This is a genomic window from Catellatospora sp. KI3, from assembly GCF_029948125.1.
GTDB lineage: Bacteria > Actinomycetota > Actinomycetes > Mycobacteriales > Micromonosporaceae > Catellatospora.
On sequence record NZ_JASAMB010000001.1, the window covers coordinates 65,852 to 87,796 of the forward strand.

A 21,945-nucleotide genomic window follows, 5' to 3' on the forward strand; every position below is an offset into this window, starting at 1 on the left:
GTGCGGCGACGGGTCACGCCGCGCGCTCGGTCCGCTTGGCGGCCCAGGTGTCGTGGGCGGTGCGCACGCTCGGCCAGAGCCGGTCCAGGCCGTCGTCGATCAGGCCGAACAGGTCGGCCAGGGCCTGGCGCCACTCGTCGCGGCTGAGCAGCTCCTGCTCCTCGCGGCCGTAGTCGTCGAACGTGGTCAGCACGCAGCCGCGCAGGATCTGCACCTCCCGGCCGGTACGCCGCATGGCGCAGAAGGTCTGCGTGAACGGCGACTTCGGGGAGGTCGACAGGTGCGTGTGCGCGCCGCCGAAGTCGTCGATCTCGGCCGGCGCGGCGATGATGTCGCAGGCCAGGAAGGACCCGGTCGGGTCGTGGTGCAACCGCCAGCCGGGCTCGTCGCGCGGCGAGTCGGCCAGCGCGTAACCGAACGGGCCCTGGCGGTGGGGGCCGTGGCGCAGCGGCAGCGGGTCGGAGAAGGCGTCGCCGAGGCCGGTGTCGGCGAACCAGACCCCGTCCGGGTGGGCCTCGTCGGGCAGGTCGTGCACCAGCAGGGCGAGGTGGTTGAGGTCGGCCGCGACCTGGGTGAGGTCGCTGACGACGTACCCCCGGTGCATGGTGACCGTGAAGCCCAGCTCGCGCAGCAGCACGGCGAAGGCGCCGTTGAGCTGGAAGCAGTAGCCGCCCCGGCGGCGCACCACCCGGTCGACCGACTCGGCCTGGTCGACCGTGCCCGGCCGACCGAGCATGATCTCCATGTTGGTGTACGGCACCCGGTGCACATGGGCGCGGTGCAGCTCCTGCAGGAACTGCGGCGACGGCGGTTTGCGGCTGACCCCGAGCAGCCGGAGGTAGGCGTCGATCACGAGTCGAGCTCGGGCTTGCGCCGCCGCAGCCGCATCGCGGCCAGGACGTAGTCGATGCCGGTGACCACGGTCACCACCAGGGCCGCACCCATCAGCCAGGGCCCGACCGCGGCCCACGGCTGCGGGAACGGCCACAGGTACCAGGTGATCGCGGCGATCTGCAGCACGGTCTTGAGCTTGCCGCCGCGGCTGGCCGCGATCACGCCGCCGCCGTACCGGATCACCAGGAAGCGCAGCAGCGTCACGCCCCACTCCCGGACCAGGATCACGATGGTGACCCACCAGGGCAGTGCGTCGTACACGCTGAGCAGGATCAGCGCCGAGCCGGTCAGGGCCTTGTCGGCGATCGGGTCGGCCACCTTGCCGAACGAGGTGACCAGCTCGAACCGGCGGGCGATCCAGCCGTCGACGTAGTCGGTCGCCGAGGCCACACCGAACGCGACCGCGGCGGCGATGCGCCACTTCGTGTCGGTCATGCCGGAAACGATCACCAACATCACGAAGACCGGGACCAGGATGATCCGAACCACGGTGAGGATGTTGGCGGCATTGAGCACCGGTGGCACCCGGCGTGAACGTTCCTGCACGACCGACACGTTAGCCAGCCACGGCCAGCAACGGCGAGCGATCGCGTGGCGCGGCGTCGAGCATCAGCGTCGGAACCGCGACCAGGTCGACGCCCTCGGTGCCGGTGACCCGCGCCCGGACCAGGTCGCCTGGGCGCAGCGCGGCCAGGTCGACGCCCTCGTCCCCGGCGACCAGCGTGGTCGAGCCGTCGACCTCGGGCGCCTGGTGCGCGCCCCGCCCCTCGACCGCGCCGCCGTCCACGGTGTCGACCAGCACGTCCACGAACGTGCCCAGACGCTCCTCGGCCCGCTGGCCGCACAGCTCCTCGACCAGGGTGAGCATCTTGTCGTACCGCCGCTTGATCGTCGCGGAGCCGATCTTGCCGTCGAGCCCGGCCGCCTCGGTGCCGTCCTCGTCCGAGTAGTCGAAGACGCCGATCGCGTCCAGCCTGGCCTCGCTGACGAACCGCACCAGCTCCTCGAAGTCGGCCCGGGACTCGCCCGGGAAGCCGACGATGAAGTTGCTGCGCGCGCCCGCCTCCGGCGCCAGGTCGCGGGCCGAGGCCAACAGCTCCAGGAACCGCTCGGTCGAACCGAACCGGCGCATGCGCCGTAGCACCGGCTCGGCCGAGTGCTGGAACGACAGGTCGAAGTACGGCGCCACGCCCGGCGTCGTCGCGATCGCCTCGACCAGGCCGGGCCGCGTCTCGGCGGGCTGCAGGTAGCTCACCCGCACCCGCACGATGCCCCCGATCGCGGCCAGCTGCGGCAACAGCTTCTCCAGCGCGCGCGGGTCGCCCAGGTCCTTGCCGTATGACGTCGAGTTCTCGCTGACCAGCACCAGCTCCCGCACACCCGTGCGGGCCAGCCACTCCGCCTCGGCGAGCAGCTCATCCGGCGTACGGCTCACGAACGAGCCCCGGAACGCCGGGATCGCGCAGAACGAGCAGCGCCGGTCGCAGCCGCTGGCCAGCTTCAGCGAGGCCACGGGGCTGGAGTCCAGCCGGTGCCGCAGCACCGGGCGCAGGTGCGCCGGAGTGTGCTCGTCGTTGGTGAACGCGGCGTGCCCCGGCACGATCACGCCCGTGTCGCGCCGCTTGGCGGGCGCCACCGGCAGCAGCTCGCGCCGGTCGCGCGGGGTGTGCGAGTCGACCTGCTCGCCGCGCAGGACCGCGTCGAGGGTGTCCGCGATGGTCGGGTAGTGGTCGAAGCCCAGCACGGCGGCGGCCTCGGGCAGGCTGCCGGCCAGGTCCTTGCCGTATCGCTCGGCCATGCAGCCGGCGGCCACGACCTTGGCGCCGGTGTCGGCGGCGGCCAGCAGCGTGTCGATCGAGTCCTGCTTGGCCTTCTCGACGAAGCCGCAGGTGTTGACGAGGACCACGTCGGCGCCCTCGCCGTCGGTGCTGACCTGCCAACCGTCGGCGGTCAGGCGCGCGGCCAGCTCCTCGGAGTCGACCTCGTTACGGGCGCAGCCCAGGGTCAGCAGAGCGACCCGGCGCGCGGGCTGTTCGGTGGGTGACGGGGAGGTTGCAGGCACCCTGCAAGGCTACCGGGCGCACCCGACACACCCGCCCCAACCTCCACCCCCGTGTATGTAACCCACAGCACTCCCCCGCCCCCGATGAAAGGAAGGGGCCCTTCTTATCGCCTTCCGTAGCAAAAGGGCCCCTTCTTAACGGCTGCGGCCTGCGCTAGCCTTGCGGCGGCGGTGCCCGGACCGGCGCCGTTCCGGACGAGAGCTCGCCGTACCCGGTGCGACAAGACGGCGCGCAGAACGCACGATCATGAACCATGACGTCCTGCAGATCGCCGGTGCGCTGACCGTCCTCGGCGGCTACGTGGCCGCCCAGCTGGGCCGCACCACCACCCGCTCGATCGGCTACCTCATCGCCAACACCGTCGGCGCGGGGCTGCTCGCCTGGCTGGCGTGGCTCGGCCGCGACTGGGGCTTCCTGCTCCTGGAGGGCACCTGGGCGGCGGTATCGGCCGTGTCCCTGGGCCTGGCGCTGCGCCGCACCCCCGCCCGCACCCGCACCCACGCTCATGCTCACGACGAACCCGCAACCCTCCAGCCTGACCGCTGACCGCTGACCGCTGACCGCTGACCGCTGGCGGCTGGCGGCGGCTGGCCAAGATCGCCGCCTGCGGTCACGATCTCGGCCATCCCGGTCGTTGATCGCCGTCGGCGGTCGAAACCTCGGCTAGAAAGCCATGATCTGACCGCAGGCAGTGATCAAGGACCGTGACGAGCCCGAAGATCACCGCCAGCGGTCAGAACACTGCCCCGCCGGCGAGCCTCAGTGCACTGGGGCCGCCGGGGCGGCGGTGGAGGCCGGGTCGGGACTCGGTGTGCGGTGGGCTTCAACCGTGATGACCGCGACGAGCAGGAGCGCGACGGCGCCCAGCTGCGCGACCGTGCTGGCCAGCCCGATCGGAACCGTGGCGAGCACCGCGAAGGCGCCGATGAGCCGGTACCGGCGGCTGCCGATGCACAGGAAGTAGCGGAACAGCACGTCGCCGAGCAGGAAGATCGCCACCCCACCCGCCAGCAGCAGCGCGTACGCCGGGTACAGGTGCCCCCCGGCGTACACCACCGCCTTCTTCACCCCGGCCGCGAACACGACCACGCCCAGCAGCAGCGGCACGTGCGCCCAGCCGAACGCGTGCAGCGCGGTGCGCCCGCGTCGGGCTGACGGCACCGAATCCAGGGCGTGCTCGGCCTTGACGTCGTCGCCGCCGAAGTACAGCCACCAGAGCAGGAACGACAGCACCAGGCCGAGCCCGGCGACGCCCAGCCGCGCCGGGGTGAGCTCCAGCCCGGCCGCCCCGGCCCCGATCGCGACGACGGACTCCCCCAGCGCGATGATCACGATCAGGCCGTGCCGCTCGACGAAGTGCGCCGAGGAGATGCTCCACTCCGACAGCGGATGCAGGTACGGCGAGACGGCCATGACCGCGATCGCGGCCACCCACAGCCCCACCCGCCACGGGCCGGTCACGATGCCGCCCGCGAGCACCAGGCCCGCGCTGAGCAGGTTCAGCGGGGCGAGTTGGCGCATCGCCGTGGGCGAGGCCCGCAGCAGCAGCCCGCTGTGGATGGCGTTGACTAGGAAGTAGCCGACGCCGAAGACCCAGCCGCTGCCCGAGTACGCCCCGGGGACGGCCAGCGCGATCATCAGGAAGCCGAACATGCCGAGCAGCAGCAGCCCGCGCCGGACCTGGTCGGTGGGGGCCACGGTGTTGGTGAGCCAGGCGTACCCGTCGTACATCCACCAGATCATGAGCAGCAGCACCACGACGCGCCCGGCGGTGGACCAGTCAGGGTGACCGGCCAGGACCGCGGTCAGCTGGGTGACGGTGAAGACGAAGACCAGGTCGAAGAAGAGTTCCAGAGTGGACACGCGGACGACCGGCTCGCGGTCGACTCCCGTGGAGAGGTCGGTCACCGCGCCATCCTAAGAGCTCACTCGTCCACGCCGAGGTCGGCCAGCACCTCCGCCAACTCGTCCGGCTTGATCAGCACCTCGCGGGCCTTGGAGCCCTCCGACGGTCCGACGATGCCGCGGGTCTCCATCAGATCCATCAGCCGCCCCGCCTTGGCGAAGCCGACCCGCAGCTTGCGCTGCAGCATGCTGGTCGAGCCGAGCTGCGACACCACCACCAGCTCGACCGCCTGGATCAGCAGCTGCAGGTCGTCGCCGATCTCCTCGTCGACCTTCTTCTTGCCCTCGGTCGGCACGGCCAGCACCTCGGGCTTGAACTCCGGCTGGCGCTGCTGCTTGCAGAACGCGACGATGTCGTTGATCTCGTTCTCGGCGACCCACGAGCCCTGGATGCGCTGGGGCTTGCTGGCCCCCATCGGCAGGAACAGCGCGTCGCCGCGGCCGATCAGCTTCTCCGCGCCGGGCTGGTCCAGGATGACCCGCGAGTCGGCCAGCGAGCTGGTCGCGAACGCCAGCCGCGACGGCACGTTCGCCTTGATCAGACCGGTGACCACGTCGACCGAGGGCCGCTGCGTGGCCAGCACCAGGTGGATGCCGGCGGCGCGGGCCAGCTGGGTGATCCGCACGATCGAGTCCTCGACGTCGCGGGGGGCGACCATCATCAGGTCGGCCAGCTCGTCGACCACGACCAGCAGATAGGGGTACGGCGTGAGCACGCGCTCCGAGCCCGGCGGCGGCTTGATCTGCCCCGCCCGCAGCTTGCGGTTGTAGTCGTCGATGTGGCGCACCCCGGCCGCGGCCAGGTCGTCGTAGCGCATGTCCATCTCGCGCACGACCCACTCGAGGGCGTCGGCCGCCTTCTTCGGGTTGGTGACGATCGGGGTGACCAGGTGCGGGATGCCCTCGTACGAGGTGAGCTCGACCCGCTTCGGGTCGACCAGCAGCAGCCGCACCTGGTCGGGCGTGGCCCGCACCAGGATCGACACCAGCAGCGAGTTGAGGCAGCTGCTCTTGCCGGCGCCGGTCGCGCCCGCGATGAGGATGTGCGGCATCTTCGCCAGGTTCGCCACCACGTAGCCGCCCTCGATGTCCTTGCCCAGGGCCACCACCATCGGATGCGTCTCGCTGGTCGCGATCCGCGAGCGCAGCACGTCGCCCAGGGCGACGTCCTCGCGGTCGGTGTTGGGGATCTCCACGCCGACCGCGCTCTTGCCCGGGATCGGGCTGAGGATGCGCACGTCAGGGCTTTTCACCGCGTACGCGATGTTGCGGGACAGGGCGGTGATCCGCTCCACCTTCACCCCGAGCCCGAGCTCCACCTCGTACCGGGTGACCGTCGGGCCGCGGGTGAAGCCGGTGACGGCGGCGTCGACGTCGAACTGGTCGAACACGTGCGCCAGCGCCGCGATGACCTCGTCGTTGGCCTTGGACCGGCTCTTGGCGGCCTCGCCGACCTTGAGCAGGTTCGGCGGCGGCAGCTGGTAGTCGCCGCCGAGGCTGGGCAGCAGCAGCTGCTCGGTCTTGGTCGGCGGCGGGGTGTGCTGCGGCGGCTCGGGGCGCTTGCGCGGCGGCTTGGGCAGCCGGTCGATCGCGACGGTCTCGTGCTCCAGCAGTTCGGGGTCGAAGTCGTCGTCACCCGGCTCCGGCGGTGGGCTGAACGCCGCCGGCGCGGTGAGGCGCTTGCGGCGCGGCGCCGGGATCTCCTGCTGCTCGTCCTCGTCCGGCGGCGGCGCGCCGGTGCCCAGCATCAGGTCGCGGGCTGCGGCCAGCCGCTCCGGGATCTTGTTCACCGGCGTGGCCGTGACCACGAGCAGCCCGAACCCGAGCAGGATCAGCAGCAGCGGGATGGCCACCCAGCCCGTCACGGCGCTGTCGAGGCCGCCGCCCACCAGCTTGCCGAGCAGGCCCCCGGCGTACTCCATCTGGATCGGGTCGACCGGGTGCTGCGCGATGTGCAGGATGCCGGTGCTGGACACCGCCAGCGCGGTCCAGCCGACGACGCCGCGGCCGCGCTGGGACGGGTCGGGCTCGGCGCGCATCGCCCGGATCGCCGACACCGCCAGCAGCAGCGGCAGCGCGGCGGCGGTCGCGCCGATGAAGAACCGGATCGTGGTGGCCAGCCAGGCGCCGAACGGTCCGGCACCCCCGCCCCAGATGGCGACCCCGAGCAGGATCGCGCCGCCCAGCATGAGCAGGCCCACGCCGTCGCGGCGGTGCTCGGGATCGAGGTCGCGCGCCTTGGCCGCCTGGCTGCCGACCCCGCGGGCCATCCAGCCGACGCCGTGCGCCGCGGCCATCCATACCGCGCCCAGGCCGCGGCCGAGCAGGGCGACCGGGTTCACGGTCAGCCGCGGCCGCCGCGCGCGCGACCGGGCCGCGGGGCGCCGCGCCGGGGTGCTGCGGCCCGGCTGTCGGGTACGCGCAGCCGTCGCCTTCGTCGGCGTGGCAGCTCGACGACGGCTTGAGGAGGAGGTACTACGGCCCGCCATGCCTCACACGGTAGTGGAGATCATCGACAACTCCTCGCTTTTGGAGTCGTGTCTCCGGGTCCAACTCGGACCCCACCCGCCCGTGCCGCACGGGCGCCCGGCCGGATGGGGCGGGCGCCCGGGTCGGGAGGCGGTCAGACCTCCAGGACGGTGGGGACGATCATCGGGCGGCGGCGGTAGGCCTCGTTGACCCAGCGGCCGACCACGCGCCGGACGATCTGCTGGAGCTGGTGTGAATCGGTGACGCCCTCCAGGGCGGCCTTGTCCAGCGCGTCGGTGACCAGCGGCAGGGCCGGGTCGAACGCGGCCGGGTCCTCGGAGAAGCCCTTGGCCGACAGCATCGGCCCGCCGACGACCTTGCCGGTGACCGAGTCGACGACCACGGTGACGGCGATGAAGCCGCCGTCACCGAGCACGCGGCGCTCGGTGAGCAGGCTCTCGCCGACGTCGCCGATGGCCAGGCCGTCGACGTAGACGTACCGGCTCTTCACGTGGCCGACGAGCTTGGCGTGGCCCTCGACCAGGTCGACGACGTCACCGTCCTCGCACAGCACCACCCGGTCGGCCTGCACGCCCGACTCGACGCCGAGGCGGGCGTGGGCGCGCAGGTGGCGCCACTCGCCGTGCACCGGCATCAGGTTGCTGGGCTTGACCACGTTCAGCAGGTACAGCAGCTCCCCCGCCGGGGCGTGCCCGCTGACGTGCACCTTCGCCACGTCCTTGTGGATCACGGTGGCGCCGGCGCGGGCGAGTTGGTTGATCACCCGGTACACGCTGGTCTCGTTGCCGGGCACCAGCGAACTGGCCAGCACCACGGTGTCGCCGGGGGCGATCGTGATGTGGCGGTGGTCGCCGGTGGCCATCCGGCCCAGGGCGCTCATCGGCTCGCCCTGCGACCCGGTCGACATCAGCACGATCTCGTCCGGCGGCAGGTTGGCCGCGTCCTCCAGGTTGACCACCTGGTGCGCCTTGACCCGCAGCAGGCCGAGGTCGCGGGCGATGCCCATGTTGCGGACCATGCTGCGGCCGATGAGGGCGACCTTGCGGCCGTTCTCCTCGGCGGCGTCGAGCACCTGCTGCACCCGGTGCACGTGCGAGGCGAACGAGGCCACGATGATGCGGCCCTTCGCCTTGTGGAAGATCGAGCCCAGCACCGGGCCGATCTCCTTCTCCGGGGTGACGAAGCCGGGGATCTCGGCGTTGGTCGAGTCCGACAGCAGCAGGTCGACGCCCTCGGCGCCCAGCCGCGCGAACCCGGCCAGGTCGGTGATGCGCCCGTCCAGCGGCAGCTGGTCCATCTTGAAGTCGCCGGTGTGCAGCACCAGCCCCGCCTCGGTGCGGATGGCCACGGCCAGCGCGTCCGGGATGGAGTGGTTCACCGCGAAGAACTCCAGCTCGAACGGGCCGAGCCGCTCGCGCTGGCCCTCGGCCACGGTCAGCGTGTACGGCGTGATGCGCCGCTCGGCCAGCTTCGCCTCGATCAGCGCCAGCGTGAACTGCGAGCCCACCAGCGGGATGTCGCTCTTGTGGGCGAGCAGGTACGGCACCGCGCCGATGTGGTCCTCGTGGCCGTGCGTGAGCACGATCGCCTGCACGTCCTCCAGGCGGTCCAGGATCGGGGCGAAGTCGGGCAGGATCAGGTCCACGCCCGGCTGGTCGGCGGTGTCGGGGAACAGGACCCCGCAGTCGACGACGAGCAGCTTGCCCCCGAACTCGAACACGGTCATGTTCCGGCCGATGGCGCCCAACCCGCCCAGCGGGATGATGCGCAGGCCGCCCTCAGGCAGCGGCGGCGGTGTGCCCAGATTGGCGCCACGCACCGCGTCGAAATTCGCTGCGGTCAATTATCTCTCCTTCGGGCTTGGCGACCTCGATATGCCGCCAATTCGTCGGCACGCGGGGCGTGCCGTCCTGCTGGCGGCTCGGCGCCGCCGGTACGTCTAGAACGCCGCGCCCGCCGCCGCGCAGTCGGTGCGCAGCTGGGCCAGCTCGGCCTCGACCGCGTCCACCAGGGGCGAGCGCACCGGTCCCGCCGGCAGCCCCTTGGCGTTCAGCGCGGCCTTGGTCAGGATCGTCCCCGCGGTCCGGAAGATGCCGGTGAACAGCGGCAGCAGCTGCCGGTGCAGGCGCAGCGCGGTGGCGGTGTCGCCCCGCTCGTACGCCTCGATCATCTCCTTGGTGGCGGGCCCGATCAGGTGGGTCGAGGTGCCGACCACGCCCACCGCGCCGACCGACAGCAGCGGCAGCGTGTTGGCGTCGTCGCCGGAGTAGAAGGCCAGCCCGGTGTCGCGCATGACCCAGGAGGCCGCGGTCAGGTCGCCCTTGGCGTCCTTCACCGCCACGATGCGCTCGTGCTGCGCCACCCGCCGGAACGTGTCCGTGGTGATCGCCGTGCCGGTGCGGTGCGGGATGTCGTACAGCATGATCGGCAGTTCGGTGGCGTCGGCCACCGCCAGGAAGTGCCGCTCGACGCCGGCCTGCGGCGGCCGGGAGTAGTACGGCGTGACGAGCAGCAGGCCGTGCGCGCCGGCCCGCTCCGCACCGCGGGCCAGCTCGATCGTGTGGTGCGTGTCGAAGGTGCCGACCCCGGCCAGGACCCGCACCCGGTCGCCGACGGCCTCGACCACGGCGCGCACGAGAGTCTCCTTCTCGGCGTCGGTGGTGGTCGGCGACTCACCGGCGGTGCCGTTGATGACCAACGCGTCGTTGCGCTGCTCGTCCACGAGGTACGCGGCAAGCTTGGCGGCTCCGTCGACGTCGAGGGAGCCGTCCTGGCGGAACGGGGTGACCATCGCGGTGATCAGGCGGCCGAAGGGCCGGTGAGCGTCGTACGTCATGCACACAACCTAGCGGAATACCGTACGCGGCATCCCTGGCCTCAGGACTCCCAGGTGAAGGCACTGGAGGCGATCTCCGTGCCGTCCGGCAGCGCGCCGATGGTGAAATCGCCGAACACGTTCGGCGCGAGCTGCTGCAGGTGGCGCAGCGTCGCCACGGCCAGCTCGCGGATCTCGACGTCGGCGTGCTCGGTGGCGCGCATGGCGATGAAGTGGCGCCAGGCGCGGTAGTTGCCGGTGACCACGATCCGGGTCTCGGTGGCGTTGGGCAGCACCGAGCGGGCCGCCTGCCGGGCCTGCTTGCGCCGCAGGGTCGCGTTGGGCACGTCGGCGAAGGTCGCCTCCAGCCCCTCCAGCAGCTCGTTGTACGCCCGCACGGCGGCCTCGCTGGCCTCGACGAACTTCTTGTGCAGCTCCGGGTTGGCCGCGATCACCTCGGGCTCGACCATGGCCGCGTCACGCTCGGGCACGTAGCGCTGCGAGAGCTGGGAGTACGAGAAGTGCCGGTGCCGGATCAGCTCGTGCGTGAATGAACGTGACACCCCGGTGAAGTAGAACGTCGCCGTGCCGTGCTCCAGCACCGACAGGTGCCCCACCTCGAGGATGTGCTTCAGGTAGCCCGCGTTGGTGGCGGTGACCGGGTTCGGCTTGGTCCAGGACTGGTAGCAGGCCCGGCCGGCGAACTCCGCCAGCGCCTGGCCGCCGTCGGCGTCGGTGTCCCACTCCACGTCGGCCGGGGCCTGGAAGTTCGTCCACGCGATCAACTGCACCGAAGGCTTCACCATCTCAGTCACAACGGCTGATCCTAGTGGATCGTCGGCTTCTGGCTGCTCGGGGGGCATGAGCGTCACTCGCGCGAGGATGACGCCACCTTTGACGTCACTGCCGTCGCTATGACGTCATAACTGACACTTGCGCGACGTCACTCATGACGTCATAGTGGTGTCATGGACCTGTCCCCGTACCTCGACTCGCTCCGGCGGGATCTGGCCGCGACCGCCGCGCCCGGCGGCGAGCAAGCCGCCCGCGTGGCCGACCTGCTCGCCACCGCCCTGGACGCCTCGGCCCGGCTGTGCCTGATCGAGGTGCTCGCCGACGCCACCGCGGAGATCACCACCAAGCTCGACGGCGCCACCGTCGAGGTCCGCCTGCGCGGCCGCGAGGCCGACCTGGTCGTCACCACGACCGCACCCCTGGCCGAGGCGCCCGAGCCCGCACCGGCCGCACCCATCGCCGACGGCGGCGACCTCACCCGGCTCACCCTGCGCCTGCCCGAGGGGCTCAAGGAGGGCGTCGAGCGGGCGGCGGCCGCCGAGGGCGTCTCCGTCAACGCCTGGCTCGTCCGGGCCACCGCCAACGCGCTGCGCGGGCCGGTGCCCGCACCCCCGACCACCCACCACGGGCGCCGGATCACCGGCTTCGCCCAGGCCTGACCGGCAAGGAGCCGACGATGAACCGCGAGTTCCCCTGCAACGGCACCATCCGCGCCGACCTGAAGATGGCCGCCGGCCGCCTCGAGGTCGTGGCCGCCGACCGCCAGACCGCCACCGTCAGCATCACCCCGCTCGACAGCAGCGAGGCCAGCGCCCAGGCCGTCGAGGAGTGCCGGGTGGAGATGGTCGACGGCCGGCGCCTGCTGGTCAACGCCCCCGAGCACGGCGGCTGGCGCCTGTTCCGCCGCGCGAAGCTGCTGGTCCGCGTCGAGATGCCGGCCGACAGCGCGCTGAGCGTCCACGTCGCCTCGGCCGACGCGACCATCACCGGCCGGTTCCACGACGTCGTGGTGAACACCGCCAGCGGCGACGTCGAGGTGGAGCGCGTCACCGGCGACACCAGCGTCAACACCGCCAGCGGCGACGTCCGGCTGGGCGAGGTCGGCGGCGCGCTGCGGGTCAAGAGCGCCTCCGGCGACGTCCGTGCCGGGCACGTCGGCGGCGAGATCACGGTGCACACGGCCAGCGGCGACGTCGAGATCGGCGGCGCGGCCCGGGACGCCAAGGTCAGCACCGCCTCCGGCGACGTCTCGTTCGGGATCACCCGGCAGGGCGAGATCCGCGTCAACACCGCGAGCGGCGACGTCGCGATCGGCGTCGCGGCCGGCACGGGGGTATGGCTCGACGTGAACACCGCCTCCGGGCGCACCGCCAGCGACCTGTCCATGCCCGGTACGCCCGGGGCGGCGGGCCACAGCCTCACCATCAAGACCCGTACCGCCAGCGGCGACGTCACCCTGCGCCGCGTCGACGCCTGACCCGCGACGCCGGGAGCGGCCGCCTCCTCCCGCCCCGGCGACCGCACCCCCCGGCCCCGGCTGGCCCAGCCGCCGACCACCCCGCTTTGAATCGACGCTGGCCTATCTAGAAGACGATTCCGTCGAGTTCGTCTTCTAGATAGGCCAGCGTCAATGCCAAGGCGGGCGGGAGCAGGGGCGCTCCGTCGCCGCGGGGCCAGGGCCGGTTACACGAAGAAGTACGTGAACGGGGGCCAGGGCAGGTTGCGCAGCACCATGAACAGCCCCCACGCCCCCAGGAACCACGCCACCAGCTTCGGCGTGATCTGCAGCTGCGGCAGCTTCCACCGGAACGTGGTGTTGCCCGCCCAGGCGACGTACATGTAGATCAAAAACGGCACCGCGAACGTGAACAGCAGGTGGTGCCGGGCCGCCGCGGGCAGGTCGCCGTGCATCAGGTACCAGGCCGCGCGCGTACCCCCGCACCCCGGGCAGTCGAACCCGGTGAGCAGCTTGACCAGGCACGTCGGCGTGGCCTCCGCACTGCTGTTGGCCGGGTCCATCAGCAGCGTGTAGCCGAGCGCCCCGCCGATGCACCCCAGCGCCGCCAGCGGCGCCGCCCAGCGGGGCGTGTGCGCGCGCAGCCACTCGACGAACCGGTTGGCCCGGTCGGCGGGCGGCGGGGCGAAGTGCCCGGCGTCAGGGTAGTGCCCGGCGTCAGGGTACGCGGGAGCCTCAGTCACACCACTGAACTTACACTGCCCCGCACACCCGCATCGGCCAGCGCCGAGGCCAGGTCCCCGCGCTCGGGCGCGGCCACCTCGGCCAGCCCCAGCCAGCCGGCCAGGCGGCGCAGCTCCACCGCGAGCGCCTCGGCGGTGGCGTGCGGGTCGGTGCCGGGCTCGGCCCAGGCGGCGGGCACCCGCAGCACCCCGGCGCGCCGGTCGGCCTTGAGGTCCACCCGCGCGGCGAACCGGTCGCCGTGCAGGAACGGCAGCACGTAGTACCCGTGCACCCGCTGCTCCTGCGGCACGTAGATCTCGATGCGGTAGCGCAGGTCGAACAGCCGCTCGGTGCGGCCGCGCTCCCAGATCAGCGGATCGAACGGGCTGACCAGCGTCGACACCGCCACCCGGCGCGGCATGGCGGCGTCGCGGTGCCGCCAGGCCCGATGCTTCCAGCCGCGCACCTCCACCGGCACGAGCACGCCCTCCTCGACCAGGTCGGCGATGGCGGCGCGGGTCCCGTCCAGCGGCAGCCGGAAGTAGTCGCGCAGCTCCGGCTCGGCGGCCACGCCCAGGCCGCGGGCGGCCAGCTCGACGAGCCGCCGGTACGCCTCAGCCGGCTCCGGCGTCGGCGTGTGCACCACGGCGGCGGGCAGGACCCGGTCGGTCAGGTCGTATAGCCGGGCGAACTGGCTGGTGCGGCCGGCGGAGGTGATGTCGCCGGAGTAGAACAGCCACTCCAGCGCCTTCTTCACGTCGGACCAGTTCCAGCCCCAGTGGTCCTTGGGCTTCGGCACGTCCTGCTCGATCTGCGCGGCCGTCACCGGACCGCGCTCGCCCACCTCTTTCAGCACCCAGGCGACCAGGTCGGGGCGCTGCACCGCGATGCTGCGCGGCCCGCCCCAGGCGCCCTCGGCGCGCGCCATCCGCCACCGCAGCAGCGGCTGAAGCTCGACCGGGAGCAGCGACGCCTCGTGGCCCCAGTACTCGAAGAGCCAGCGCGGGCGCCGGGCGCTGGCGGAGTCCAGCACCGCGGGGTCGTACGCGCCGAGTCTGCTGTACACCGGCAGGTAGTGCGCCCGTTGGAGCACGTTGACGGAGTCGATCTGCAGCAGGCCGGTGCGGCCGACCACCACCTTGCGCAGGTGTCGCGCGCCGATCTCGCCCTTGGGCGCCCGGTCGGTGAACCCCTGGGCCGCCAGCGCCATCCGGCGCGCCTGCGCGATCGTCATCGACTCCACGCCGCCCGACGCTACCCGCACCCCCCGACACCCGCCCCGCCCCGCCCCACCGCACCGCCCGCGCACCGCGCCGCGAGCGAAGGAAGGGACCCTTCTTATCGCATTGCGAGGTAGCGGGGCCCCTTCCTAACATCCGCAGCATGGGTGATGGCGAGATGATCACAGTCAGGGCGGAGACGGTCGCGGACTGCGCGGCGGTCGCGGCGCTGCACATCGAGTCGTGGCGGGCGGCGTACGCCGGGATCGTCCCTGACCAGGTGCTCGCCGCCCTCGACGTGGAGCAGCGCACCAGGGAGCGCGCCGAGCGCCTCGGCAACCCCGACAGCCCGTTCACGAACCTGATCGCGCTCGACGCCGGCGAGCCCGTCGGCTGGGTCTGCTTCGGGCCGTACCGGGAAGAGGGCCGGCGCCTGGACGGCAAGCTGGCGCACCAGGTCGGCGAGATCCTGGCACTGTACGTGCGGTCAGACCGCTGGGGCACCGGCGTCGCCGACCGGCTCGTCGAGGCGGCACTGGCCGGCCTGCCGCAGCCGGAGGTGCGGCTGTGGGCGCTCACCGAGAACGTCCGGGCGCTGCGGTTCTACGCCCGGCACGGGCTACACCCGGACGGCACGCACTCGACGTTTCGGCCGCGCGGCAGCGACGTCGACATCCCCGAGCTGCGCTGCGCCCTCGTCCGGGAAGTCCGGTAGTCCGGGCAGGTCCGGGGCGGGCCGAGCCGTGATCGGGGTCAGCAGGAGCAGGGCCAGGCAGATCCAGACGTACGCGTTGGCGCCGAAGAACACCGCCCAGCCGCCGACCCGGTCCTCCCACAGCCACACCACCCGGCTGGTCAGGATGGCGTACGACGCGGCCGCCAGCCCCAGCAGCGCCCAGCGCCGACGCCCCGGCGCGGCCGTTCCGTGCTGGACCAGCAGCACCAGCGCCGGGATCAGCCAGACCAGGTGGTGCACCCACGTCACCGGGCTGATCAGTACGCCCACGATGCCGGTGTACGCCAGCCCCGCCACCTCGTCGCCCTGCGCGGCCGCGCGGCGGCAGCGCACGGACCAGACCGCCAGGACACCCAGGACGAGCAGCGCCCACACGGCCTTCCCGCCGGGGAGGTCCCCGATGCGGGCGAGCATGCCCTGCAGGGACTGGTTGGAGATGAACGACAGCACGCCGACCCGGTCGGTGTCCCACAGCGCGCTGGTCCAGAACTCGCGCGACGCGTCGGGGGCGATCGCGGCCGCGGCCAGGGTCGCCCCGGCGGCGGTGCCCGCGGCCGTGAGCGCGGCCCGCCAGCGGCCGGTGATCAGCAGGTAGACGATGAAGATGCCCGGCGTCAGCTTGATCGCGGTGGCCAGGCCGATGCCGACGCCGGTCCAGCGGCTGCCGCGCGCGGCGAGCACCAGCAGGTCGACCGCGACCAGCCCCAGCAGCAGCATGTTCACCTGGCCGAACAGGAAGGTCTCGCGCATCGGCTCGTACACGGTGACCAGGCACAGGGCCAGGGCGACCACGAACCAGCGGTCCCAGCCGCGCGCCCGCGCCAGCGGAGTGAGCAGGCGGCGCAGCAGCCACCAGGTCACCAGCGCGGTCGCGGCGCAGCTGAGCACGATCGCCACCGGCCAGGCGAGCACCGCCATCGGCAGCATGGCCAGCGCCGCGAACGGCGGATAGGTGAACCCGTACGTGCTGCGCGGGCGGACGAAGTCGTAGATCTCGCCGCCGGACACCCAGTACCGGACGGCGCCGTAGTACACGTTGAGGTCGAAGAAGCCGTGCCGCTGCGCGAACAGCGCCACGAACACCAGTGCCGCGGCGGCCGCCGCCGCCACGATGGTGATCTGCCTGGCCCGACTCAAACCCCATACCTCCTGATCAGTACGCCCGACCGGTCGGTACGCTTTCGGCGTGGCAGTCGGGTTCGTCCGGCCGGCGCGTCTGAGCGACGCCGGCGAGATCGCGCGTATTCAGTTGACGACCTGGCAGGTCGCCTACAGACGCCTGCTCCCCCGGCACGTGCTCGAACAACTCGACGAGTCGTTCCTGCGCGAGCGGTGGGCTGAGGCCGTCTCCGCCCCGCCCAGCCCCCAGCACCGGGTGCTGGTCGCGGTCGAGCAGAACGCGGTCGATCAGGCGGTCCAAGAATACGTGGTGGGCTTCGCGGCGTCCGGCCCGTTCGACGAGGCGGCGCTGGCCCCGGGTGAGGATCACATCGGCGATGCCGTGGGCGCCGTCACAGACCTGCTGGTGGAGCCGCGCTGGGGCCGCCGTGGGCACGGCAGCCGGCTGCTGGCGGCCAGCGTCGACCTGTGGCGCGAGGACGGGTACGCCTCTGCGGTGTGCTGGGCGTTCGACCGCGACGCGGCCACCCGGAAGTTCCTCACCTCGGCCGGCTGGGCCCCCGACGGCGCCACCCGCGCCCTCGACGTGGACGACATGCTCGTCCCCCAACTCCGCCTTCATACCCTCCTGTAACCCCGCCAGCACCACCCGAACAGGCCCCGGTCCGCAGGTCACGAGCCACGGGTCACGAGCCACGGGTCATGGGCCGCGAGCCGCGGGTCATGGGCCGCGAGCCGCGGGTCATGGGCCGCGGGCCAGGGTCCCCGGGTCACCGACCGTGCGTTGCGGGCCGTGGGTCGCGGGCCGAAGGTGTCGGTGAGCGCTGACGGTCGGTGATCGCCGCGTGCGGTGGGAACCTGCGGCCGGAAGCGAGGTTTTCACCACAGACGACGATCACCGACCGAAACAGGCTGGAAGATCACGGTCAGCGGCCACAACACGGGCCGTCCCGGCCCCTCCCGCCCCGACCCTACATAGACGTTGGCCTATTACAAAGACTCCGCGTTGATCGAAGTCCTCGTAATAGGCCAACGTCGATGGAAGGCGGGGCGCGCCGGGGGCGGTGAAAGCCAGGCGCGGGCTCAGGTTGTCAGAGCAGGGCGTCCAGGCCCACGGTGAGGCCGGGGCGCTTGACGACCTCGCGGATGGCCAGCAGCACGCCGGGCATGAACGACACCCGGTCGAACGAGTCGTGCCGGATGGTCAGCGTCTCCCCGGTGGCGCCGAACACCACCTCCTGGTGCGCGACCAGCCCGGACGCGCGAACGCTGTGGATCTTCACGCCGGCGACCTCGGTCCCCCGCGCTCCGGCCATCTCGTCCGCGGTCGCGTCGGGCATCGGGCCCATCCCGGCCGCCGTGCGCGCCTGGCCGATGAGCCGGGCCGTGTGCAGGGCCGTCCCGCTGGGCGCGTCGAGCTTGCGCGGGTGGTGCTGCTCGATGATCTCCACGGACTCGAAGAACTTCGCGGCGCGGGCGGCGAACTCCATCATCAGCACCGCGCCGATGCCGAAGTTCGGCGCGATGACCACGCCCACCTCGGGCTTGTCGGCCAGCCAGCCGCGTACCTGCTCGATGCGCTCGTCGGTGAAGCCGCTGGTGCCGACCACGACGCTGATGCCCTGGTCGATGCACCACTGCAGGTTCTCCAGCACGGCGTCGGGGTTGGTGAAGTCGACGACGACCTGCGCCCCCGCGTCGGAGGCGTTGTTCAGCCAGTCGCCCTGGTCGATCATCGCGACGAGGTCGAGGTCCTCGGCTCCGTCGACGGCACGGCAGACCTCGACACCCATCCGGCCGCGTGCGCCCAGTACGCCGACCCGGATCGGCTCCACTGCATCAGTCACGCGCCCAACCTAGCCGATACGCCGAGCCGGGCTACGCAGGACGCCACATACCGGAACGAGCTGACGGGTCAGGACAGGTCGCCGTCGTCGAACGGGCCGACCACGGCCAGCGACATCGGCACGGTCAGCACCTGCGCCGCGATCGCGTCGGCGTCGTCGAGGGTGACCCCGTCGATGCGGGCCAGCAGCTCGTCGACGTCCATCAGGTCGCCGTACAGCAGCTCGCCCTTGCCCAGGCGGCTCATCCGCGAGCCGGTGTCCTCCAGCCCCAGCACCAGCGAGCCCTTGAGCATGCCCTTGCCGCGGCGCAGCTCCTCGGCGGTGATGCCGTTCGCGGCCACCTCGGCGAGCCCGGCCCGGACCAGGTCGAGCACCTCCTGCGCCTTGGCGGGCGCGCAGCCGGCGTAGACGGCGAACGAGCCGGTCTCGGCGTACTGCGAGGTGTAGGAGTAGACCGAGTAGGCCAGGCCGCGGACCTCGCGGATCTGCTGGAACAGGCGGCTGGACATGCCGCCGCCGAGCACGTTGTTCAGCACGCCCAGGGCGAAGCGCCGCTCGTCGTGGCGGTGCAGCGCGGGGCCGCCGAGCACCAGGTGCGCCTGCTCGGTGTCGTCGGCGCGCAGCAGGGTGGCGGGCGGCAGCGTGCGGACCGCGGCCAGGGCCGAGCGGGTCGGCTCGGGCGCGGCGTCGGGGGCGTCGCCGAGCGGCGTACCCGCGAAGGCCTTCTTGACCAGCGTGACCACGGTGCTGTGATCCAGGTTGCCCGCGGCCGCGACCACGATCACCGGCGGGGTGTACCGCTGCCGGTAGAAGTCGTGGATCTGCGCGCGGGTCATCGGGGTGATCGTCTCGGCGGTGCCGGAGATCAGCCGTCCGAGCGGGCCGTCGCCGTACAGCACCTCGGCGTGCAGGTCGTGCACCTCGTCGCCGGGCTCGTCGGCGTGCATCGCGATCTCTTCGAGGATCACGCCGCGCTCGGTCTCCACGTCGGCCTCGGCCAGCACCGAGTCGGCGACCGCGTCGCACATGACGTCGATGGCCAGCTCCAGGTCCGCGTCGAGGACCCGGGCGTAGAAGCAGGTGTACTCCTTGGCCGTGTACGCGTTGGTCTCGCCGCCGACCGCCTCGATCGCCGCGGAGATGTCCAGGGCCGAGCGCTTGCGCGTGCCCTTGAACAGCAGGTGCTCCAGGAAGTGCGAGGCGCCGCCGAGCCCCGGCTCCTCGTCGCGCGAGCCGACGCCGACCCAGATGCCGAAGCTGACGCTGCGCATCGCGGGCACGGCCTCGGTCAGGATGCGCATGCCGTTGGGCAGCACCGTACGCCGGACCGTGCCGCCGAGCGGGTCGCTGATGTCCACGCGGGTTTCCGCCTTGACCTGGTCGAAGGTACGGGCAACGGGCACAGCCCGCACAGACTCGGAGGTCTGCGCGGGCTGTGCGCTGTCTTGCGGTCGGGTCACCGACGCTCAGTCGCGACGGGTACGACGACGGCGCTCGCTGTCGTCACCGCCGCTGCGCGGACGGTCGCCGCCACGGTCGCCGCTGCGCGGCCGGTCGCCACCCTCGCGCGGCGGACGGTCGCCGCCCTCGCGGGGCGCCTTGTCGCTCACGATCGGGTTGCCGTCGGGGCCGATCTTGTCCAGGTAGATCTTGCCGCGGGCGTCCACGTCCGCGATGATCACCTCGACCTTGTCGCCGACGTTGAGGAAGTCCTCGACCTTGTCGACCCGCTTGCCGTCGCCCACCTTGGAGATGTGCAGCAGGCCGTCGCGGCCCGGCGTCAGCGAGACGAACGCGCCGAACGCCGCGGTCTTGACCACGGTGCCCAGGAAGCGGTCGCCGACCTTCGGCAGGGTCGGGTTGGCGATGGCGTTGATCCGCTCCACCGCGGCCTGGGCCGAGGGGCCGTCGGTCGCGCCGACGTAGATCGTGCCGTCGTCCTCGATGGAGATCTCGGCGCCGGTCTCGTCCTGGATCGCGTTGATGGTCTGGCCCTTGGGCCCGATCACCATGCCGATCTTGTCGACCGGGATCTTGACGGTGGTGACGCGCGGCGCGTAGTCGCTCATCTCCCCCGGCGAGGCGATGGCCGCCTCCATCACGGAGAGGATGGTGCCGCGCGCCTCGTGCGCCTGCTGCAGGGCGCCGGCCAGCACGTCCGACGGGATGCCGTCGAGCTTGGTGTCCAGCTGCAGCGCGGTCACGTACTCCGGCGTGCCGGCGACCTTGAAGTCCATGTCGCCGAACGCGTCCTCGGCCCCGAGGATGTCGGTCAGCGTCACGTACTTGGTCTTGCCGTCGACGTCGTCGGAGATGAGGCCCATGGCGATGCCCGCGACCGGCGCCTTCAGCGGCACGCCGGCGGCCAGCAGCGACATCGTGGACGCGCAGACCGAGCCCATCGAGGTCGAGCCGTTGGAGCCCAGCGCCTCCGACACCTGCCGGATCGCGTACGGGAACTCCTCGCGCGAGGGCAGCACGGGCACCAGGGCCCGCTCGGCCAGCGCGCCGTGGCCGATCTCGCGGCGCTTGGGCGAGCCCACCCGGCCGGTCTCACCGGTCGAGTACGGCGGGAAGTTGTAGTTGTGCATGTAGCGCTTGGTCTTCGCCGGCGACAGCGTGTCCAGCGCCTGCTCCATGCGCAGCATGTTCAGCGTGGTGACGCCCAGGATCTGGGTCTCGCCGCGCTCGAACAGCGCCGAGCCGTGCACCCGCGGCAGCACGCCGATCTCGGCGGTCAGCGGACGGATGTCGCGCAGGCCGCGGCCGTCGATCCGGACGCCGTCGCGCAGCACGCGCTGGCGCACCTCGGACTTGGTCAGCGAGCGGAACGCCGCCGACAGCTCCTTCTCGCGCCCCTCGAACTGGGGCGCGACCGAGGTCAGGACCTTCTCCTTGACCAGGTCGAGAGCTTCCTCGCGGTCGGCCTTGCCGACGATCTTCAGCGCCTCGGCCACCTCGGTGCCCGCCGCGGCCTTGACCGCCGCGTACACGTCGTCCTGGTAGTCCAGGAAGACCGGGAACTCGCCGACCGGCTTCGCGGCGACCGCCGCGAGCTCGCTCTGCGCCCGGCACAGCTCGCGGATCGCGGCCTTCGCCGCCTCCAGGCCGCCCGCCACGACCTCCTCGGTCGGGGCGGTCGCGCCGCCGGCGACCAGCTTGGCGGTGTGCTCGGTGGCCTCCGCCTCGACCATCATGACCGCGACGTCGCCGTCCTCCAGCGTCCGGCCGGCGACCACCATGTCGAAGGTGGCCCGCTCCAGCTCGGCGTGGGTCGGGAAGGCGACCCACTGGCCGTCGATGTGCGCCACCCGGGTCGCGCCGATCGGGCCGCTGAACGGCAGGCCGGCGAGCTTGGTGGACATGCTGGCCGCGTTGATGGCGACCACGTCGTACGGGTGGGCCGGGTCGAGCGACAGGATCGTCTCGACGACCTGGACCTCGTTGCGCAGGCCCTTCACGAACGACGGGCGCAGCGGCCGGTCGATCAGGCGGCAGGTGAGGATGGCGTCCTCGCTGGGACGGCCCTCGCGGCGGAAGAACGAGCCCGGGATGCGACCCGCGGCGTACATCCGCTCCTCGACGTCGACCGTCAGCGGGAAGAAGTCGAACTGGTCCTTCGGGGTCTTGCTCGCGGTGGTCGCGGAGAGGACCACCGTGTCGCCCAGCTGGGCGATGGCCGAACCAGCGGCCTGACGGGCCAGGCGGCCCGTGGAGAAAGTGATCTCACGCGTACCGAACGCGCCGTTGTCGATCACTGCCTTGCTGTGCTGCTCGCCGAGTGTGCTCTCGGTCATGAAGCTGTGTGCTCCTTCTGTCTGCGGCACGCCGCCGCCCACTACCCGGGTTGACAGCCGGTCTTCGATCGAAGCGCCCGGAATG

19 protein-coding genes and 1 riboswitch are annotated in these 21,945 nt (G+C 72.1%); of the genes, 5 read left to right on the plus strand and 14 right to left on the minus strand.

The window, feature by feature from the left end; all coding sequences use genetic code 11:
• Positions 1-13: 13 nt before the first annotated feature.
• The 3 genes from QEZ54_RS00285 to rimO are packed head-to-tail and all read right to left on the minus strand — an operon-like array spanning position 14 to position 2,956.
• On the minus strand, positions 14-853 hold the full coding sequence (locus QEZ54_RS00285) for an arylamine N-acetyltransferase (protein ID WP_281302388.1): 840 nt from the start codon (positions 851-853) through the stop codon (positions 14-16).
• Positions 850-1,440, minus strand: a complete 591-nt coding sequence (gene pgsA / locus QEZ54_RS00290; RefSeq protein ID WP_281302389.1) for a CDP-diacylglycerol--glycerol-3-phosphate 3-phosphatidyltransferase — start codon at positions 1,438-1,440, stop codon at positions 850-852. The genes QEZ54_RS00285 and pgsA overlap by 4 nt, the downstream gene beginning before the upstream one ends.
• A 10-nt stretch (positions 1,441-1,450) precedes the next feature.
• Complete coding sequence (gene rimO, locus QEZ54_RS00295) at positions 1,451-2,956, minus strand: 30S ribosomal protein S12 methylthiotransferase RimO (protein ID WP_281302390.1); 1,506 nt, start codon at positions 2,954-2,956, stop codon at positions 1,451-1,453.
• Positions 2,957-3,132: 176 nt separating this feature from the next.
• Positions 3,133-3,191: riboswitch (guanidine-III (ykkC-III) riboswitch) on the plus strand.
• A 12-nt stretch (positions 3,192-3,203) separates the two neighbouring features.
• Here rimO and QEZ54_RS00300 point away from each other — a divergent pair.
• Complete coding sequence (locus QEZ54_RS00300) at positions 3,204-3,503, plus strand: hypothetical protein (protein ID WP_281302391.1); 300 nt, start codon at positions 3,204-3,206, stop codon at positions 3,501-3,503.
• Positions 3,504-3,716: 213 nt separating this feature from the next.
• Here the strand turns inward: QEZ54_RS00300 and QEZ54_RS00305 are convergent, their stop codons facing one another.
• The 5 genes from QEZ54_RS00305 to thyX all read right to left on the minus strand — a co-directional run bounded on the left by QEZ54_RS00305 (position 3,717) and on the right by thyX (position 10,973).
• A complete protein-coding gene (locus QEZ54_RS00305; protein ID WP_281302392.1) occupies positions 3,717-4,865 on the minus strand; it encodes a low temperature requirement protein A in 1,149 nt (382 codons plus the stop codon).
• A gap of 17 nt (positions 4,866-4,882) precedes the next feature.
• The gene (locus QEZ54_RS00310; RefSeq protein WP_281302393.1) at positions 4,883-7,351 is read right to left on the minus strand and encodes a DNA translocase FtsK; all 2,469 of its coding nucleotides are present in this window, start codon (positions 7,349-7,351) and stop codon (positions 4,883-4,885) included.
• A gap of 134 nt (positions 7,352-7,485) precedes the next feature.
• Positions 7,486-9,171, minus strand: a complete 1,686-nt coding sequence (locus QEZ54_RS00315) for a ribonuclease J (RefSeq protein WP_281302997.1) — start codon at positions 9,169-9,171, stop codon at positions 7,486-7,488.
• Between the two features lie 120 nt (positions 9,172-9,291).
• Complete coding sequence (gene dapA, locus QEZ54_RS00320; protein WP_281302394.1) at positions 9,292-10,188, minus strand: 4-hydroxy-tetrahydrodipicolinate synthase; 897 nt, start codon at positions 10,186-10,188, stop codon at positions 9,292-9,294.
• 41 nt (positions 10,189-10,229) lie between these two features.
• Positions 10,230-10,973, minus strand: coding sequence for an FAD-dependent thymidylate synthase (gene thyX / locus QEZ54_RS00325; protein WP_281302998.1), 744 nt, complete (start codon positions 10,971-10,973; stop codon positions 10,230-10,232).
• Between the two features lie 162 nt (positions 10,974-11,135).
• Here thyX and QEZ54_RS00330 point away from each other — a divergent pair, with 162 nt between their 5' ends.
• A complete protein-coding gene (locus QEZ54_RS00330) occupies positions 11,136-11,621 on the plus strand; it encodes a toxin-antitoxin system HicB family antitoxin (RefSeq protein WP_281302395.1) in 486 nt (161 codons plus the stop codon).
• 17 nt (positions 11,622-11,638) lie between these two features.
• Positions 11,639-12,439: a DUF4097 family beta strand repeat-containing protein gene (locus tag QEZ54_RS00335; RefSeq protein ID WP_281302396.1), complete on the plus strand. Its 801-nt coding sequence runs from the start codon at positions 11,639-11,641 to the stop codon at positions 12,437-12,439.
• Between the two features lie 206 nt (positions 12,440-12,645).
• Here QEZ54_RS00335 and QEZ54_RS00340 read toward each other — a convergent pair whose 3' ends face one another.
• Positions 12,646-13,161 (minus strand): DUF2752 domain-containing protein, encoded by a 516-nt coding sequence (locus QEZ54_RS00340; protein WP_281302397.1) that lies wholly within the window; start codon positions 13,159-13,161, stop codon positions 12,646-12,648.
• Complete coding sequence (locus tag QEZ54_RS00345) at positions 13,158-14,375, minus strand: crosslink repair DNA glycosylase YcaQ family protein (protein WP_281302999.1); 1,218 nt, start codon at positions 14,373-14,375, stop codon at positions 13,158-13,160. The genes QEZ54_RS00340 and QEZ54_RS00345 overlap by 4 nt, the downstream gene beginning before the upstream one ends.
• Positions 14,376-14,524: 149 nt before the next feature.
• Between QEZ54_RS00345 and QEZ54_RS00350 the strand changes: the two genes are divergently transcribed.
• Positions 14,525-15,076, plus strand: coding sequence for a GNAT family N-acetyltransferase (locus tag QEZ54_RS00350; RefSeq protein ID WP_281302398.1), 552 nt, complete (start codon positions 14,525-14,527; stop codon positions 15,074-15,076).
• Here the strand turns inward: QEZ54_RS00350 and QEZ54_RS00355 are convergent.
• Complete coding sequence (locus QEZ54_RS00355; protein WP_281302399.1) at positions 14,981-16,234, minus strand: glycosyltransferase 87 family protein; 1,254 nt, start codon at positions 16,232-16,234, stop codon at positions 14,981-14,983. The genes QEZ54_RS00350 and QEZ54_RS00355 overlap by 96 nt on opposite strands.
• 49 nt (positions 16,235-16,283) lie before the next feature.
• Here QEZ54_RS00355 and QEZ54_RS00360 point away from each other — a divergent pair, with 49 nt between their 5' ends.
• Positions 16,284-16,850, plus strand: coding sequence for a GNAT family N-acetyltransferase (locus QEZ54_RS00360; protein ID WP_281302400.1), 567 nt, complete (start codon positions 16,284-16,286; stop codon positions 16,848-16,850).
• Between the two features lie 457 nt (positions 16,851-17,307).
• Here QEZ54_RS00360 and dapB read toward each other — a convergent pair whose 3' ends face one another.
• The 3 genes from dapB to QEZ54_RS00375 all read right to left on the minus strand — a co-directional run bounded on the left by dapB (position 17,308) and on the right by QEZ54_RS00375 (position 21,860).
• Positions 17,308-18,063, minus strand: a complete 756-nt coding sequence (dapB, locus tag QEZ54_RS00365) for a 4-hydroxy-tetrahydrodipicolinate reductase (protein ID WP_281302401.1) — start codon at positions 18,061-18,063, stop codon at positions 17,308-17,310.
• A gap of 68 nt (positions 18,064-18,131) precedes the next feature.
• A complete protein-coding gene (locus tag QEZ54_RS00370) occupies positions 18,132-19,364 on the minus strand; it encodes a pitrilysin family protein (protein WP_281303000.1) in 1,233 nt (410 codons plus the stop codon).
• Between the two features lie 165 nt (positions 19,365-19,529).
• Positions 19,530-21,860, minus strand: coding sequence for a polyribonucleotide nucleotidyltransferase (locus QEZ54_RS00375; RefSeq protein WP_281302402.1), 2,331 nt, complete (start codon positions 21,858-21,860; stop codon positions 19,530-19,532).
• Between the last annotated feature and the right edge of the window lie 85 nt (positions 21,861-21,945).